A 17,477-nucleotide genomic window follows, 5' to 3' on the forward strand; every position below is an offset into this window, starting at 1 on the left:
AGGCGGGAAAAGCGACTTGTTTATCAGACGTGGTTGGCTAAAGCACGCCCTCGTATCTGTTTCAGATTAGCGTGGATGCAAAAAAAAATCCCGCCTAAGTGAAAGGCGGGATTTTGTCCGTATGCTTCGGTTGTCATGGATTGGTTGTCGCGATTTCTTCTCGATCGCGATTCGCATTCTCGACGATTTGCTGAACCAGGTCGTGAAAATGTGAGAGAAACTCATGAACTGTCTCATCAGGAAGATAAGTCTCCCGGTACGTCATTTCCAGATGCATGGTGCGCTGATCTTCCTGTACGACGACAACGTGCAGATCGAATTTGCTTGGAGCGCCGTCATACTCGACAGGCAGCAGCTTGAGACCGTCGATTTTTTCTGCCTCATCTTGCTGCGCAAATTGGAACATGACATTGAACAATGGGTTGCTGTTGATCTCGCGTGGGACGTTCAGTTTGTCTACAAGATGGTCGAAGGCGTAGTCCTGATTTTCGTATGCTTCCAGCAGACGCTCTTTCACCTCGCTCACGTACGCGAGGAAAGACTGGCTGCTGCGTGGCCTGTTGCGAATGGCCAACGTGTTGACAAACATCCCTACGATATTTTCCAGTCCATCATGATGTCTTCCCGAAATGGGGGTGCCGACGACAATATCGTCCTGCCCAGACAGCTTGGACAGCAGGAGGGTAAAAGCACCCAGCATGACCATAAACAAGGTTGTATCTGTCGAGTAAGCGAGATTTTGCAGCTCTGTGGCCAGTTTTTCTTCCAGGGAAACATGAAGCGTTCGGGACTTCACTTCTGCTGTCAAGGCCGCAGAGCGACTGAATGGCAAACGCACCGGATGAACAGGTTCTTTGAATACGTCCAGCCAGTATTGCTCCTGCTTTTGCCATTCTTGCGTTTTCATCAGCTGGTTTTCCCAAACGGCGTAGTCTTTGTATTGCAGACGGAGCGTCTCTAGTTGCCTTTTCTCGTACAGGGCTGCCAATTCTTTAAGCATGATCGCTACGGACATGCCGTCGGTTATGATATGGTGCATGTCGATGATCAGAATGCTCTCTTCCCTGTCCGTCAGCTCGATCAGCGCCGCGCGAAACAGCGGTGCCTTGTCAAGGCGAAACGGTCTGACAAAATCGCGGATCATCTCTGCCGCTTCTGCTTCTGTCAGCGCATACACCGGAAACGCAAACGAGACAGCGGAATCTATTTTTTGCCGGAGTGCCCCGCTCTCCACTTCCAGTTGAAACGCCGTCCGCAGTGACTCATGCCGCTGGACAAAGTCCCGCATGGCTTGTTCAAGCCGCTTGCTGTCCAATTTTCCGTTCACTCTGCGTATGACGGGAACATTGTAAGAGGTTCCTCTTCCCAGCAGTTTATCGATCATGAACAACCGCTTTTGCGCTGATGAGGCCGGGTAATCAGGACGTTCTTCCACTGCTTCCAAAGCAGGCAGTGTATTCATGCCCGCGTAGCTTGTGTCGAACTTGACGGCCAGTTTCTCCGCACGCTGCTTGAGCTGTTGCTCATGCTCCAGCGTAAGTGCCAAGCTTCGTTCGACCGGGTAAGCCGTGTTCGGCTGGGTCCGGTCGTCACCCTCTGCGCTGGAGAGCAGCTCGATGTCCGCAAGGCGCTGGTCGGCATCTTGGGCAAGCTTTGTCAGCAGATGAATGTAGTGGCCCAGCAGCCGCTCCATCGTGCTTGTGGCAAACAGACTGGTGCAGAACTCCAGATTCAACTGAAGACATTTTTCTTGTTCCACGGCTTCCAGCATGAGGTCAAACTGGGACGCCTGGTTGTGGATCGGCAGGGCAACCAGCTCTACTCCTGGCAGACTCGGAAGAGAGTTTTCCATGTTTTGCAGGACGAACATCGTGTCAAACAGCGGATTTCGGCTTAAATCGCGCGTAGGCTGGAGCTTTTCGACCAGCTTTTCAAACGGCCATTCCTGGTGCTCGTACGCTTGCAGGCAACTCTCCCTGACTTCGGCCAGAAAGGCACGGAACGGCTTGTCTGGATGCGGGAAGCTTCGCAAGGCGAGCGTGTTGACGAACATGCCGACCAGATGTTCAAATTCAGCCTGCGGTCTGCCTGCGATCGGAGAGCCGACGATGATATCGGTTTGGCCCGTATATTTGTGCAGCAGAACATAATAGACCGACAACAGCACCGTATACAAGGTCGTGTCTGTTTCCTCCGCCACTTGCCTCAGCTTGCGGGTTAAAGAAGGATCTAGGCGCGCAGTTATCTTGTCTCCCGCGAAGCTTTGCAGCGGCGGCCGCGGATGGTCCAGCGGCAAGTTCAACACCGGAAGCTCCCCTTGCAGCAGATCGAGCCAATACTTTTCCTGGCTCTGCAATGTCTCGCGGCGCTTGCACTGCCAGTTTGCATAGTCTTTGTACTGCATCGGCAACGGTTCCAGCGTCTTGCCTTCGTACAGCGCGGCAAACTCTTGCAAGACAATCTGGAGAGAAATCCCGTCGGCAATGATATGATGCATGTCGAGCAAAAGCAGGTGTTCCTCTGCGCCAAGTCGGATTGCTTTCACCCGAAATAGCGGACCGACACTCAGGTCAAACGGACGGACGAATTGGCGGATAAGCTGGTCGGGCTGTTCTCCGCTCGCTTCTTCATACGTGAAAAAGCCGTCTGCTTTTGGCAGCACTTTTTGCACCACCGTGTCGCCGATCAGCTCGAAGCAGGTGCGCAGCGACTCGTGCCGGAGGCTCAGTGCGGCAAAAGCTTGCTGGCAACGGGCTGCGTCGAACGGTCCAGACACGTGAGCCGCCCATGGGACGTTGTAAGCGGTGCCGACGTGCTCGAACTGTTCCAACACATAAAGCCGCTCCTGCTCCGAGGAAAGCCGATGGTACTGCTGCCCTCCTGCTGTCGGTATCGCGTCCACGCTCGTTTTCGGCGAGTGGCGAATGACTTCCGCAAGCTGCTGGATTGTCGGCTTTCGAAACAGGGTGGAAATCGGGATCGATACGCCAAATGCCTTTTTCATCCGCGAGAGCAGCGCAACCGCTTTTAACGAATGCCCGCCCAAGCGGAAAAAGCTGTCCTGGTGACCTACCTTGCGGATGCCCAGCGTCTCCTGCCACAGCTTCACCAGTTGCTGCTCGATTTCCCCTTGCAGCTGGACGGTTTCTGTTGGCTCCAGTTCTGCGGACGGCACTGGCAAGGCTTTGCGGTCGACTTTGCCGTTTGGCGTCAGCGGCAAAGCTTCCAGCACGATCACAAACTGCGGAATCATGTAGCCTGGCAGTTCGGTTTGCAGATAATCGTAGATTTGCTCTGTGGTCAAGGTCTGGGCTGGCACGACATAAGCGCGCAAGGTCGTGTCTCCCCCGGCGTCCTGTAGCGCGGTGACGACCGCTTCTTTAATTTGCGGATGGTCGAGCAGCTTTTTCTCGATTTCCTCGATCTCAATGCGGAAGCCGCGAACTTTCACCTGATGGTCGACCCTGCCGATGAAGACAATCTGTCCATCCGGCAACCTTTTTACGACGTCGCCTGTCTTGTACACGACTTTCTCCGGCAGCTCCTTGCCCTGCACGAACCGTTCTGCCGTCAACTCCGGGGCGTTGTAGTAGCCAAGCCCTACCCCGACACCGCCGATGCACAGTTCACCCTCCAGCCCTTCCGGCACCAGGCGCATGTCTTTGTCTACGACATACAATCGGACGTTGTCGATCGGTTTGCCGATCGGCAGGTTTGTTTCTCCTTGCCAGTCTTTTCCGCGCAGGCGGTAATACGACGCAATATCCGTGCATTCGGTCGGGCCGTATGTGTTGACGATTTCCGCCTGGCAATGGGCGCTGCGCAGCCACGGCGCGAGCTGGTTCATATGGATCGGTTCGCCGCCCAAAAATACCCAGCGCAAGCTTCTCAACTTTTGATAATCGTCGTCGGCATTGGCTTCTACCAACGGGTAAAAAGCGCTGGGCGTGCAGTTGATCGCGGTAATCCCTTCGCGCTCGATTGTCGCTGACATTTGCTCGTAGTCGTAGAGACCAGGTTCGAAAAGCACCAGCCGCCCCCCGGTGATGAGCGGCGCGTACAGGTTTTTTTGCGCCAGATCAAAGCTGGCAGAAGCGATGAGCAGCATCCGGTCGTTTTCGCCCAGCGCAAATTCGCGCGTGTACCAATGCAGCAAGTTGACAAACGAATGCGAGCGAATCATGGCGCCTTTCGGATTGCCAGTGGAGCCGGACGTGTAGAGGACGTACATCGGCTGTTCCGGGTCGTAGGAAAGCGGCAAGTCTTCACTGGGCCACGCACACTCAGCCGCCAGCAGGTCTTCCACCGCGACGACCTCGGCTTCTGAATCGGTGATGCGATCTTGCACGGAGCGCTGGACGAGCAGCAGCTTCGCCTTGGAATGACGCAGCAAGTAGCGCAGCCGCTCCGCCGGATAGCCCGGGTCCACAGGCGTGTAGGCAGCACCTGCTTTCAGCACGCCAAACAAGCCCGTAACCAGCTCCAGCGAACGTTCCGCCATGACGACCACGACATCCCCTTTGCCGATTCCTTTATGGTGCAGGGCGTGAGCAATCTGGTTGGATTGGGCGTGCAACTGCGCGTACGTCAGGCTTTGCTCGCCAAACACGACAGCGATGTCATCCGGGCGCTGCTCGACCTGGTGCTTCAACATGTGCGCAATGCTCTGCTCTGCCGGATAGGCTGTAGTTGTCTCGTTCCAGCCGTAGACAAGCCGCTCGCGCTCGTCGGCAGAAAGCATGTCCATGTCGATCAGGCGCTGGTCGGCATCCTGGACGAGCTGTGCCAGCAGATTGACGTAGTGGCTCAGCAGCTTTTCCATCGTGCGCGGAGCAAACAGCTTGGTGCAAAACTCCAGATTCAGTTGCAAACTGCCTGCTTGTTCAACGGCTTCCAGCATGAGATCAAACTGGGACGACTGGCTGTTGATCGGCAGGGCAACCAGCTCTACTCCTGGCAGACTCGGAAGAGAGTTTTCCATGTTTTGCAGGACGAACATCGTGTCAAACAGCGGATTTCGGCTTAAATCACGCGTAGGCTGGAGCTTCTCGACCAGCTTTTCAAACGGCCATTCCTGGTGCTCGTACGCTTGCAGGCAACTCTCCCTGACTTCGGCCAGAAAGGTGCGGAATGGCTTGTCTGGATGCGGGAAGTTTCGCAAGGCGAGCGTGTTGACGAACATGCCGACCAGATGTTCAAATTCAGCCTGCGGTCTGCCTGCGATCGGAGAGCCGACGATGATATCGGTTTGGCCCGTATATTTGTGCAGCAGCACATGATAGGCTGCCAGCAACACCATGTACAGGGTCGTGTCTGTTTCCTCCGCCACCTGCCTCAGTTTGCCGACCAAAGAAGTATCTAGGCGCGCAGTTATCTTGTCTCCCGCGAAGCTTTGCAGCGGCGGCCGTGGATAGTCCAGCGGCAGATTCAACACCGGAAGCTCCCCTTGCAGCACATCGAGCCAATACTTTTCCTGGCTCTGCAATGTCTCGCGGTGCTTGCACTGCCAGTTTGCATAGTCTTTGTACTGCATCGGCAACGGTTCCAGCGTCTTGCCTTCGTTGTATAGCGCGGCAAACTCTTGCAAGACAATTTGAAGGGAAATCCCGTCGGCAATGATATGGTGCATATCGAGCAAAAGCAGGTGTTCCTCTGCGCCAAGTCGGATTACTTTCACCCGAAACAGCGGACCGACACGCAGGTCAAACGGGCGGACGAATTGGCGGATGAGTTGATCGGGCGCTGCTCCGCTCGCTTCCTCATACGTGAAAAAGCCGTCTGCTTTTGGCAGCACTTTTTGCAACACGGTGTCGCCGATCAGTTCGAAGCAGGTGCGCAGCGTCTCGTGCCGGAGGCTCAGTGCGGCAAAAGCTTGCTGGCAGCGGGCTGCGTCGAACGGTCCAGACACGTGAGCCGCCCACGGGACGTTGTAAGCGGTGCCGACATGTTCGAACTGTTCCAGCACATAAAGCCGTTCCTGCTCCGAGGAAAGCCGGTAATACTCCTGCCCTCCTGCTGGCAGAATCGAGGCGACGCTCGTTTTCGGAGAGTGGCGGATGACTTCTGCAAGCTGTTGGATCGTCGGCTGACGAAACAAGGTGTGGATCGGGATCGCCACACCAAATGTTTTTTTGATGCGCGAGAGCAGGGCAACTGCTTTTAAGGAGTGACCACCCAAGCGAAAGAAGCTGTCCTTGCGACCTGCCTTGCGAATGCCCAGCACCTCTTGCCAGAGCTTCAGCAGCTGTTGCTCGGTTTCGTCTTGCAGCTCCGCTTCCGCAGCTTGTTCTTCCGCTTGTGCCAGTTCCTCGGAAGGTACAGGCAGCGCTTTGCGGTCGACTTTGCCGTTTGGCGTCAGCGGCAAAGCCTCCAGCACGATCACAAACTGTGGAATCATGTAGCTTGGCAGTTCAGCCTGCAAATAATCGTAAATTTGCTCTGTGGTCAAGGTCTGGGCTGGCACCACATAAGCGCGCAAGGTCGTGTCTCCCCCGGCGTCCTGTAGCGCGGTAACGACCGTTTCCTTGATTCGCGGATGGTCGAGCAGCTTTTTCTCGATTTCCTCGATCTCAATGCGGAAGCCGCGAACTTTCACCTGATGGTCGACCCTGCCGATGAAGACGATCTGTCCATCCGGCAGCCTTTTCACGACGTCGCCTGTCTTGTACACGACCTGCTCAGGCAGCTCCCTGCTCTGCACGAACCGTTCTTGCGTCAACTCCGGGGCGTTATAGTAGCCAAAACCTACCCCGACACCACCGATGCACAGTTCACCTTCCAGTCCTTCCGGCACCAGGCGCATGTCCTTGTCCACGACATACAATCGGACGTTGTCAATCGGTTTGCCGATCGGCAGGTTTGTTTCTCCTTGCCAGTCTTTTCCGTGTAGGCGGTAATACGACGCAATATCCGTGCATTCGGTCGGGCCGTATGTGTTGACGATTTCCGCCTGGCAATGGGCGCTGCGCAGCCACGGCGCGAGCTGATTCATATGGATCGGTTCACCGCCCAAAAATACCCAGCGCAAGCTTTTCAACTTTTGATAATCGTCGTCGGCATTGGCTTCTACCAGCGGGTAAAAAGCGCTGGGCGTGCAGTTGATCGCGGTAATCCCTTCGCGCTCGATTGTCGCTGACATTTGCTCGTAGTCGTAGAGACCCGGCGCGAAAAGCACCAGCCGCCCTCCGGTGATGAGCGGCGCGTACAGGTTTTTTTGCGCCAGATCAAAGCTGGCAGAAGCGATGAGCAGCATCCGGTCGTTTTCGCCCAGCGCAAATTCGCGCGTGTACCAGTGCAGCAAGTTGACAAACGAATGCGAGCGAATCATGGCGCCTTTCGGATTGCCGGTGGAGCCGGACGTGTAGAGGACGTACATCAGTTGCTCCGGGTCGTAGGAAAGCGGCAAGTCTTCGCTGGGCCACGCACACTCAGCCGCCAGCAGGTCTTCCACCGCGACGACCTCGGCTTCTGAATCGATGATGCGATCTTGCACGGAGCGCTGGACGAGCAGCAGCTTCGCCTTGGAATGACGCAGCAAGTAGCGCAGCCGCTCCGCCGGATAGCCCGGGTCCACAGGCGTGTAGGCAGCACCTGCTTTCAGCACGCCAAACAAGCCCGTAACCAGCTCCAGCGAACGTTCCGCCATGACGACCACGACATCCCCTTTGCCGATTCCTTTATGGTGCAGGGCGTGAGCAATCTGGTTGGATTGGGCGTGCAACTGCGCGTACGTCAGGCTTTGCTCGCCAAACACGACAGCGATGTCATCCGGGCGCTGCTCGACCTGGTGCTTCAACATGTGCGCAATGCTCTGCTCTGCCGGATAGGCTGTAGTTGTCTCGTTCCAGCCGTAGACAAGCCGCTCGCGCTCGTCGGCAGAAAGCATGTCCATGTCGATCAGGCGCTGGTCGGCATCCTGCGCAAGCTGTGCCAGCAGATTGACGTAGTGGCTCAGCATCCGCTCCATCGTACTGGGCAAAAAGAGCTGGACATCATACTCGACTTGCAAAAAGATGCCGTCCTGTTCCAAGTCGAATGCGAGCGCGAAGTCGTCCTTTTCCCCGGCTGTATCTGTATGCCGCTTTTTGATGCGTACATCAAAGAGCGGATTTCTGCTCGGATCTTGGGGCAACTCCATGGTTGCCAGCAGTTCTTCGTAAAAAAATCGCTTGGCGGCATGAACCTGCATGCATGTCTGCTCGACTGTCAGCAAAAATTCGCGCCATGTCCTGTCCTGATGCACATGACCAGTCGCAACGGCGGTGCGGGCTGTCTCGCTACCTCCAGCCTGCTGAAGCGAATCAGACGACCAGCCCACGACGACATGCTCTTGGCCTGTATATTTCGCGAGCAGGAGCATGAAAGCAGCAAGCAGAAAGACTTCCGCAGATACCGTTTCCTTTTCTGCCGCAAGCTCCAGCTTGCTTTTCAACTCCAGTCCAGTCTTGTGCGCGACGACTTCTTTCTGCGTGCCTTTAACGGCTGGCCGTACAAAATCCAACGGCAAATTTAGTGCATGTGTACCTTGCCAATCAGACATCGACTGTTCGCCGTTACTTGGTCGTTGGTCGTTCCTGTTGGCAGCACCAGCAAGCTTCTGCATCATGAGTTGCGCTCCTTTTGTGTCAAAATAAGAGGATTCACATCACCCGCGCTCGGGGGCAATCGCTGCAAAAAAAGAAGCCATTTCCGCAACAGCAGGCTCTTTGAAAATGGAGAAATGATCTCCCTCGATTTCATGCAAGGCGATGGGACGATAGAAAAAGGCGTTCCACTTGTTTTCCTCGATTGCCGATTTCTGCGCTTTGACCAAATGAGCCTGGGCAAACACTTTTCGCGGCGGTTGATAGTGGACATAGGCATGCTGCAAATCGATAAACAGATGCACATAACGGTAAAAATCAACTTGCTGGCCGTGGGCATAACCCGGAATCGCCTGCATGATCTCTTTCGGCATCACGGCTTCCAGTGTTTCATGCGTCAAGTTGTGCTGCTCCATGTACTGCGCCACCTTTTTGTACAAGCCGTACAACGTCGTTTCCTGCTCCAGCTGGGCGCTCCACTCTGCTGCTGTCACTACTTGTGCCATTTGCTGTCTGACTGAGGCCACGACCGCCGGGTCAGGCTGCTGGAGGTGCTGATGCAATAGCGGCGGAGAAGAATCGATCAGGACGAGCATGTCTACCTCATCTCCGTCGGCCTCCAGCTGTCTCGTGATTTCAAAAGCGAGCAATCCCCCCAGACTCCAGCCTGCCAGATGGTATGGACCTTCGCCTTGGACTTTTTTGACTTTTTCCAGATAGTTCTGCGCCAGCGCTTCGATGCTGATTTCCTGACTTTGCGCGTCATGGTTTACCTCTGCCGGAATGCCATAACACGTAAATCTGTCGCCAAGATAGTTGACCAGTTCCAAATAAGCGTCGATACTGCCGCTTATATCGTGAATCAAAAACAAGGACGGGGCTTCGGCAGAGCCTTTGTTGATTAACACCAGGTCGTGATTGCCGTCTGCTGATGCTGGCGACGCCTCCGATTGCAGGTATGCGGCGATTTCTGCGATCATCGGCTTGGTGTAAACGGCGCTAACGGGAACATCCATGTTTAACTCCCGGCGAATTTGCGAAGCAATCAAAATGATTTTCAACGAATTGGCCCCGACGGAGAACAAGTTGGTGCGAACGCCAAGCTGCTCGACATGCAGCACTTTTTGGCAAATGTCCGCCAGCTTCTTTTCCAGCTCGCTTTCAGGCAGTTCATCCGCAGTGAACTCCACCTCTACAACAGGCGTCGGCAGCAGCTTTCTGTTTACTTTTCCGCTGGCCGTTAACGGGATTTCCTCTATCGCCACAATCGCATCCGGCACCATGAAGCGCGGCAATCTTTTGGCAAGATAGCTCTTCACCTCATCCGGCTTGATCTCGTCTCGGGCTACGTAATAAAGGCAGAGCAGCTTCTCTTCGGCCGCACTCGTTTTGATCGCGGCTGCGGCTGACTCAATTTCGGGAAGCTCCAGCAGCGCATTCTCGATTTCGCCCAATTCAATGCGCACGCCCCTGATTTTGACCTGCTCATCAATACGGCCCAGATACTCGATGTTGCCATCCGGCATCCAGCGGACGAGGTCTCCGCTTCGGTACATTCTGTTGCCAGGACTCCACGGATCGTCGACAAATTTTTGCGCCGTGATCTCGGGCTGATTCAAATACCCTCTTCCTACCCCGATCCCGGATATCATCAGCTCGCCTGCCACGCCAATCGGCTGGAGGCCGTCTTTTTGATCCACAACGTACAGGCGGATATTGTCAATGGGCTTGCCCACAGGAATAATCGTCCGCGCAGGACGCACTCCGTAGTCAGCGGAGCAATCGAACCACGACACCTCGACAGTGGTTTCGGTCGGGCCGTACAAGTTGATGAGTCTCGCCCCGGTTCGCGCATGGATCATCCGGTTGAAGGCGTTGACGGTACTCGGGAGCAGCGCTTCCCCACTCGCAAACAGGAAGCGAAGACTGGACAGCCGTTCTGTTTCCTGCTCGATGCGCGGTTCTATATAGGAAAGAAAGCTGCTCAGCATGGAGGGAACGAAGTGCATAAGCGTGATGCGCTCGCGAGCGAGCGTGGCGAGAATGACTTCGGGATCTTTCTCCATGCCAGGCGCCAGGAAGCAGACTCGCGCCCCGTGGAAATACCATCCGAACAGCTCCCAGACGGAAACATCGAAGGTAAACGGTGTTTTTTGCAAAACGCAGTCATCTGCTGTGATCGGAAATTGTTTGTGCATCCAGGCAATCCGGTTGACCACGGAACGATGCTCGATCATGACGCCTTTTGGCTGGCCAGTGGAGCCAGAGGTGTACATGATATAGGCCAGATCAGCAGGAGTGCTTCTCGGCGCCAGATTGGAATCGTCATGGGTGTAGGAGGCGGGCTCTTTTACGTTCACGTACAGCGACTTCACATGCGGGCTGCTGTCCTGCACGTCCCGATCAACGAGGACGACCTTGGCCTGGCTGTCCTCCAGCAAAAACGTCACCCGATCCGGCGGATAGTCCGGGCTGATCGGCAAATACGCGCCGCCCGCCTTCAAAATCGCCAACAGAGATACCATCATATCGACAGACCGCTCCAGCATGACGCCTGCCGTTACGCCAGGGCCAACGCCTTTGTCCACGAGCACTCTCGCCAGCTGATTGGCCTTTTGGTTCAGCTCGCGATATGTGAGCGATTGATCTGCGCAACTAACGGCAAGCTTGTCCGCATACAGCTCAACTCGCTGCTCGAAGATCGCTTGCAACGTTTGTTCTGTAGGCAAATCAGCCGTTTCCTTGTTAAAAAGGTGCAAAATATGGTGTCGCTCGGCCTCTGTCAGCAAGCTGAACTCTTCCAGCTTGCGCGCTGGCTGCGAGAGGACCGCTTCCAGCAGAATGGTGAAGTGTTCGCCCATTCGCTGAATCGTGCCGGGATCGAACAATTCCATGTTGTATTCCATGTTCAGGCAGATAGCTCCCGAATCGAGAAAGTAGATGCCGCAGGCAATATCTTGACTGTTCCCGCTCTGTAATGTATCGCCTTCCGCTCCGATGATCGATTCCGTCACAGAATCCATCTCCGTGTGGATATTCAGCGAGACGCGATACAAAGGATGGTCTGTCTTGGACACGCCATGGTGTCGGCAAATGCTTTCCTCCAGCTCATCGACGTCGTACTCCTGATGCTCCAGCGAACGGATGAGGCTGTTTTTGACCTGTTGCAAATATTCCGGAAGCGCTTGTTCCGGAACAGCCTGAAACCGGATCGGAACGGTTCGCAAAAACACGCCGATGCTGTTTTCAAGCCCACTGTAGCGGCGTGAAGACAGCATCCCCAGGGTGATATCGGTTTGCGCGCAATATTTGGAGAGAAGCAGGCCGTAAACGGCCGTCAGCAAAATGCTTGGTGTGACTTGATGCTGTTTGGCGACGGTCTGAATGGCCTCTGTCGTCTGTTCACTCAAATAGAAGTTTTTGTTGCCATACGTCGAGATCAGGCCATTGCTACGAGGACGATCAAGCGGCAGATTCAAAACGGGCAGCTCGTCGGCAAACATATCCAGCCAAAAAGCTTTCTTTTCCTGATACGCTTCCGACTTTTCCAGTTCGTTTTGCCATACGCAATAATCGGCGTATTGCAGTTGCATCTTGGGCAGCAGCTCTCCCTTGCTGATGCACTCCAATTCGTGATACACCAGTCGAAGCGAAGAGGCGTCGAAAATAATGTGGTGAAAATGCAAAATCAACAGACTGCCTTCTCCCGGCAAGCGAACCAGGCCAATCCGAAAGAGTGGGAGCTGGTCAAGTGTGTACGGCCGATTGATTTCGGCCACGCATTTTCGAATGAACTCCTCCTGCAACGCTTTTTCCGCCGGGGCTTCCCAGTAAAGCAGGCGAAAAGAATCCGCTTGCGACTCGTCGTGAACGAACTGAACGACTGCGTCAGCTTGAATGCCGACTGTGGTGCGCAGCAATTTGTGTCTTTTCATTATGTATTGAAAAGCTTGCTCCAGCTCAGACGGCTCGATCTCATGCTCCACTCTGCGAATGTCGATAACGGCATTTTCAAGCCCGTCGAAATAGGCAAAGAACATCTTTTTTTGTGTCCAGGAAACAGGGTAGTAAGGTCTGTCCGGGACAGGCTTTATGAAAGAAATCGCGTCGTCCTGCGAACTGCGGATGTATGCCGCCAGCTCCCTGATGGTGAGATGGTTGAAGATGTTTTCCAAAGAGATTTCGCTATCAAACTCCACGCCGATTCTGACCTCAAGCTCCAGCGCTTTTAGCGAGTGGCCGCCGACTTCGAAAAAATTGTCGTCAATGCCCACGTCGCTTCGCTGGAGGACATCCAGCCAAATCGCTTTCAGTCTTTCTTCGACATCGTCAAGCCTCGTCTGGGTGGTTCCGTTCATCGTCTGCTTTCCCCCTTCTGGATAAAAAGGAACGGGTCCCGGCGCTTGTGCTCCGGTACCCGTCCTTTTCCACATCAGCTATCGAGAAAATTTTTCGGCCCTGGCTGGGCTATACGAGCTTTGCTTTTGTGCTCGCTTGCAGTTCCCTGACCGTTTGGGCGATCCCTTTGACCGATTCCGCATCACCCAACAGTGCCCGATGATGAATCCAGATGACCTCTTCGGCAATTTTCTTCGAGACAGGGCAGTGCAACTGGTTCGGGAAAGCGTAGTTATCGCCCAGATCGGCGACGAACTGCTTGAAGATTGGCGTATCGTGAATCTGCGTGTAGGCAATGTAAGCGGGAATGCCTTGTTCGTTCAGCATTTCCACAAACCGCTCTCTTGTGATCCCGCCAAATTCGACCGGATTGTAGTAGAACATGTACATGTAGTGCGTATGGATCGTACACTCTTCTTGACGGATTTGCGGAATGATGCCATCGATTTCTTTCATTTCCGCATCGAGAACTTGCGCATTGTACTCGCGGCGCTTGTTTTGCTCAGCGAGGCGCGCGGTTTGCGGCAGCAGGACAGCAGCCTGAAATTCGGAAATCCGATAGTTGGAACCTTCGACAAGGTGCTGATACTTTTTGTCGCCAACTGGACGGCCCACATTGTGGTACAGGAAAGCCTGGTCATACAAATCTTGAGCATTCGTGATGAGCGCGCCGCCTTCTCCCGCCGTCATCAGTTTAAATTGCTGGAAGCTGAACACCCCGGCATCACCCATGCTGCCTGCGCGTTTTCCTTTCCATTCACCGCCGTGCGCGTGGCAGGCGTCTTCAATAATAAACAGATGAAACTCATCGGCAATCTGCTGGAGCTGGTCCATATCGCACAGGTGTCCCGCCATATGCACAGGAATCATCCCGACTGTGCGCGGCGTAACCGCTTCCCGCACTTTTACCGGATCGAGGCAAAAGGTGCCAGGATCGACGTCTACAGGGACAGGGATCGCGCCCAAGCTAATGACTGGCAACGCCGTCGAGATAAAGGTAAAAGCCGGAACGATTACTTCATCACCCGGCTTGACTCCCAGGCTATGCAAAGCCAGCTTGATCGCGTGTGTTCCGTTTGTAACGGCCAGCGTATGCTTGGCGTGGTGCATCTGGGCAAATACTCGTTCAAATTCTTTTACTTTTGTGCCGGACATGCGCCACCATTGATTGCTGCGCAACGCTTCCAACAATTCTTTTTCCTGGTTTTCATCTGCCATTGGCCAGCTTGGGAATCTTTCTGTCAGGTTACTCATTTGCGAACACCTTCCATTTCTTTATTTTTTTCAAACATTTGCAAACCGTAAGCGATCCCGCCCCAAAGTGCCGCATCGTCTCCCAGGGCGGAAAGTTTTACGCGGACATTCTGCTGCGGCAGGGTGCCGAGGAACTGTTGAACGCGTTTTTCCAGGGAGCGATAATGTTCCGGAAATCTGCTTGCCATGCCGCCGCCGACGACAACCATATCCGGGTCGAACAGGCGCACAGCGTTGGCAATCCCGATCGCCAGCATTCGCAAGGAATCGTCGACGATTGCCTGTGCTGTTGCGTTTCCCGCAGCGGCCAAATGAAACACGTCACTCGCTTTTGCAACCGACAGCCCTTTGGCTTGCGCGATGCGTTCCACCGCCCGGCCAGACGCGTACATTTGCAAGCAGCCGAACCCTCCGCAGGGACATTTTTCTCCCCAAGGATCGACCGTGATATGGCCCAGCTCTCCGCTTGCTCCCCTTGCCCCTGTATACACATTGCCCTGCCATACAAGCGAGCTGCCAATTCCCGTCCCGACTACTGTATACAGCAAATGTTGGACCGAGTGCTCAAGGCCAAAAGCATACTCGCCGAGCGCCGCGAGATTGGCATCGTCAAACAGCACGACAGGCTTGCCTGCCAAGGCGGCGAAAGTATCGCGGAAGGCAAAGCCGTTCCATTCCGGACGATTTGGCCAAGTGACAATGGTTCCTCCGGCATCATGCACAGCAGCCAGCCCGATTACAATGCTGCGTATTTCCATCTGCGCCCTCTGTTCCCAGCCTTCGATGACGCTGATGACTTGCGAAATGGCTTGCAGCGGTTCGATTTCCTGCCCCAATTCCAGCCGGGCAGTTTCCAGCATCGTGGCGCCATCGAGAGCGAAGAGCGCCATTCTCGCCGTGGAACCGCCAAGATCAACAGCGACGAGTCCAGCGCTCATGTGACAACGAGTCCTTTGCGCACTGATTGATAGAGAAGCTCGATCAGTCGAACCACTTTTTCGCCATCTTGTGCAGAGGGAACGGGCTGGCTTTTTTCGCGGATACACGCCACAAACTGCTCCGCTTGGCGTTGAAAAGCAACAAGCGGATCTGGCTTTGCAGGCAAAGGAAAATACTGGACCTCTTGACCAGCAAACGTCAGCAGCAAATGCGGCTGTTTGTACAATCCTTGATCGCTGAAGCCGAACAAGGTATTCAGCGTCAAGCTTCCCCGTTCGCCCTTCAGATGGATTTGCACAAAATCTCCTGCTACATCGTCCTGCCAGCTTACTTGCACCTTGCCGAGCATACCGTTGGCAAACTGAATCATGCCTACTGCCGTATCCTCCACTTCAACCTTTTCCGATTCAGAGCTGCCCAGCCAATTGCTGTACCCTTCCTGAGTGAAAACCGGACGGGAATGGAAGCTGCCCAGGCAAGCAACAGGCTCCTCGGCACCCGTCAAAAAAAGCATCTGGTCGAGCATATGGCTACCCAAATCGATGAGGACGCCCCCTCCCGAAAGCTGCTTTTGCGTAAACCAGCTTCCCGGTCGGGGAATCCCTCTTTTGCGGCGCCAGCTGACTTCGCAGATTTGCACCTCGCCAATTTGTCCGGCTGCGATTCGTGAACGAAGTTCCCGGATATCGTCACGGTAACGGTTGACAAAGCCCATCATCAAAACAGTTCCGGTTTCTTCTGCCAGACGGCGCAATGACTCCGCTTCTTTCGCTGTGGTCGTCATCGGCTTTTCACACAGCACGTGGATGCCTTTTTCCAGGAAGTGCTTGGCGATTTCGTAGTGAGTGTGATTGGGCGTACATAAAATGACGGCATCCAAAGGGACCTGTCCGATCTCGCTTAGACGTGAGCACGCCGCCGCTCCCGCCTGTTCGGCCAGGCGCGCAGCCCGTGCCTCGTCCGTATCGTATATCGCTCGCACGGACACGTTATCAAGCGACAAAAAGCACGGGAGATGCGCGTGTTCAGCGATCCACCCGGCTCCGACAATCCCTATGGACATGTGACGTTGTTCGGCCAAAGCATTCATCCTCTTCATCTGTCATCTGTTGGTTCTGACTCATTCGTTTATGCGAAAGGTTTTTCCTTCCTTTTTATCCGCTTTTTATCAAAAATTTCCTGTTTGTCCCGATGCTGTCGAGCATGTCAAAAGCTCAAGCGTGAGCGACGCTACGCGCTTTTCTTTTTCGTACATGCCGCCGAGCAGCTCTCGCAACGACTCGATTTCGCGCTGGTGCGCCGGGGTGGAAGCCTTGCTGTAGCAGCTCTTGTAATAACATTTGATCAGCGAGTTTCCGAATAACTCCCACTCCTGGCACAGCGTTTGATACTCGCTGCTCAGCTGCTGAAATTCTTGCTCGCTCACCCAGTTTTGCTTATGCAAGATCAAAGGCAAATGAACGGTAGACTTGCGAAAGAAATACGGGTTTTTGAGCGCCACCGCCTTGCGCTGAAACTGCGAAAGGGAAATCCCGAACAATCTCGTCTCCAGACTGTCTGCGAATTGCTTGATCGCAGACAGTCCGTACGTTGTGGAAATGAGCGAATTTCCTGCATGATCGGTTTTGTATGGTTTGCACTCTTCCCGCAGAAGCGTCTGGAGATTCGCGCTAATCAGCTCTTTTGTGCACCTGGAAAAAAACGCCACCTCTTCTTGCTCCTTTACGCGCGTGACAATCAGGGAAGACGTCTGCGCGGCTGCAAAGGCCCGGTCGAAGCAATCGTAGGGAAGCGCGTATGGTTCCATTTTGCTCGGCTGCATGCAATCCTCGATCAACAGATAAGATTTCGTCTGTTCGTCGTAGCCGTACAGAAAAGCAGGGTGAATTTGCCGGTGCTTTTCCGCGTCCACGCCAGAAGGGTAATGAAAGCGGTCCAAATCGACAAACACGTAATATCCGCTGTGCAAAAACTGCTTGATGGCCAAGTGCACACTGTCTGCTGGTTCTAAGGAGTGGGTTTGGAGATCCAGCACAGAAGAAAAATCCAGCGCGCGGACAACGTCCAGCAGCAGGCTTCCTTCTTCATGCGCTTGGCTGCTGTGCTCTGCCGCTTCCTGACTGCCATCGTCTGCGACGGAATGAAGCTGATACTGTGCTTGCGCCAGGCACGGGGCGTACGCGAAGCTTTTGTCGTGGTTCATCAATATCGAAATCAAATTGTTGTTAACACAATTCACCCATGTGCCGTTAAAAGGCTCAACGGGTAGCGAAAACGCTTCCAATGCTTCTCACCTCCGCGATC

Annotated in this window: 6 protein-coding genes; all 6 read right to left on the reverse strand. The window is 54.4% G+C overall.

The window, feature by feature from the left end:
* Positions 1-133: 133 nt before the first annotated feature.
* The 6 genes from HP435_RS15040 to HP435_RS15065 all read right to left on the reverse strand — a co-directional run bounded on the left by HP435_RS15040 (position 134) and on the right by HP435_RS15065 (position 17,457).
* On the reverse strand, positions 134-8,605 hold the full coding sequence (locus HP435_RS15040; RefSeq protein ID WP_229049680.1) for a non-ribosomal peptide synthetase: 8,472 nt from the start codon (positions 8,603-8,605) through the stop codon (positions 134-136).
* A gap of 39 nt (positions 8,606-8,644) precedes the next feature.
* Positions 8,645-12,940 carry a non-ribosomal peptide synthetase gene (locus tag HP435_RS15045; protein ID WP_173599536.1) on the reverse strand — a complete coding sequence of 1,432 codons (4,296 nt, stop codon included), beginning with the start codon at positions 12,938-12,940 and terminating at the stop codon, positions 8,645-8,647.
* A gap of 109 nt (positions 12,941-13,049) precedes the next feature.
* The gene (locus tag HP435_RS15050; protein ID WP_229049681.1) at positions 13,050-14,234 is read right to left on the reverse strand and encodes a DegT/DnrJ/EryC1/StrS family aminotransferase; all 1,185 of its coding nucleotides are present in this window, start codon (positions 14,232-14,234) and stop codon (positions 13,050-13,052) included.
* A complete protein-coding gene (locus tag HP435_RS15055; protein WP_173597326.1) occupies positions 14,231-15,172 on the reverse strand; it encodes an ROK family protein in 942 nt (313 codons plus the stop codon). Before HP435_RS15055 ends, HP435_RS15050 begins: the two co-directional genes overlap by 4 nt.
* Positions 15,169-16,254, reverse strand: coding sequence for a Gfo/Idh/MocA family protein (locus HP435_RS15060; protein ID WP_173599535.1), 1,086 nt, complete (start codon positions 16,252-16,254; stop codon positions 15,169-15,171). The genes HP435_RS15055 and HP435_RS15060 overlap by 4 nt, the downstream gene beginning before the upstream one ends.
* 87 nt (positions 16,255-16,341) lie before the next feature.
* Positions 16,342-17,457, reverse strand: a complete 1,116-nt coding sequence (locus HP435_RS15065) for a hypothetical protein (RefSeq protein WP_173599534.1) — start codon at positions 17,455-17,457, stop codon at positions 16,342-16,344.
* Between the last annotated feature and the right edge of the window lie 20 nt (positions 17,458-17,477).

The organism is Brevibacillus sp. HD3.3A (assembly GCF_013284375.2).
In the GTDB taxonomy this organism is placed as follows: Bacteria; Bacillota; Bacilli; order Brevibacillales; family Brevibacillaceae; genus Brevibacillus; species Brevibacillus parabrevis.

Excerpts from the sequence above, each read along its gene's own strand:
- HP435_RS15040 (WP_229049680.1), bottom strand. The coding sequence starts at position 8,605 with ATGATGCAGAAGCTTGCTGGTGCTGCCAACAGGAACGACCAACGACCA.
- HP435_RS15045 (WP_173599536.1), bottom strand. The coding sequence starts at position 12,940 with ATGAACGGAACCACCCAGACGAGGCTTGACGATGTCGAAGAAAGACTG.
- HP435_RS15050 (WP_229049681.1), bottom strand. The coding sequence starts at position 14,234 with ATGAGTAACCTGACAGAAAGATTCCCAAGCTGGCCAATGGCAGATGAA.
- HP435_RS15055 (WP_173597326.1), bottom strand. The coding sequence starts at position 15,172 with ATGAGCGCTGGACTCGTCGCTGTTGATCTTGGCGGTTCCACGGCGAGA.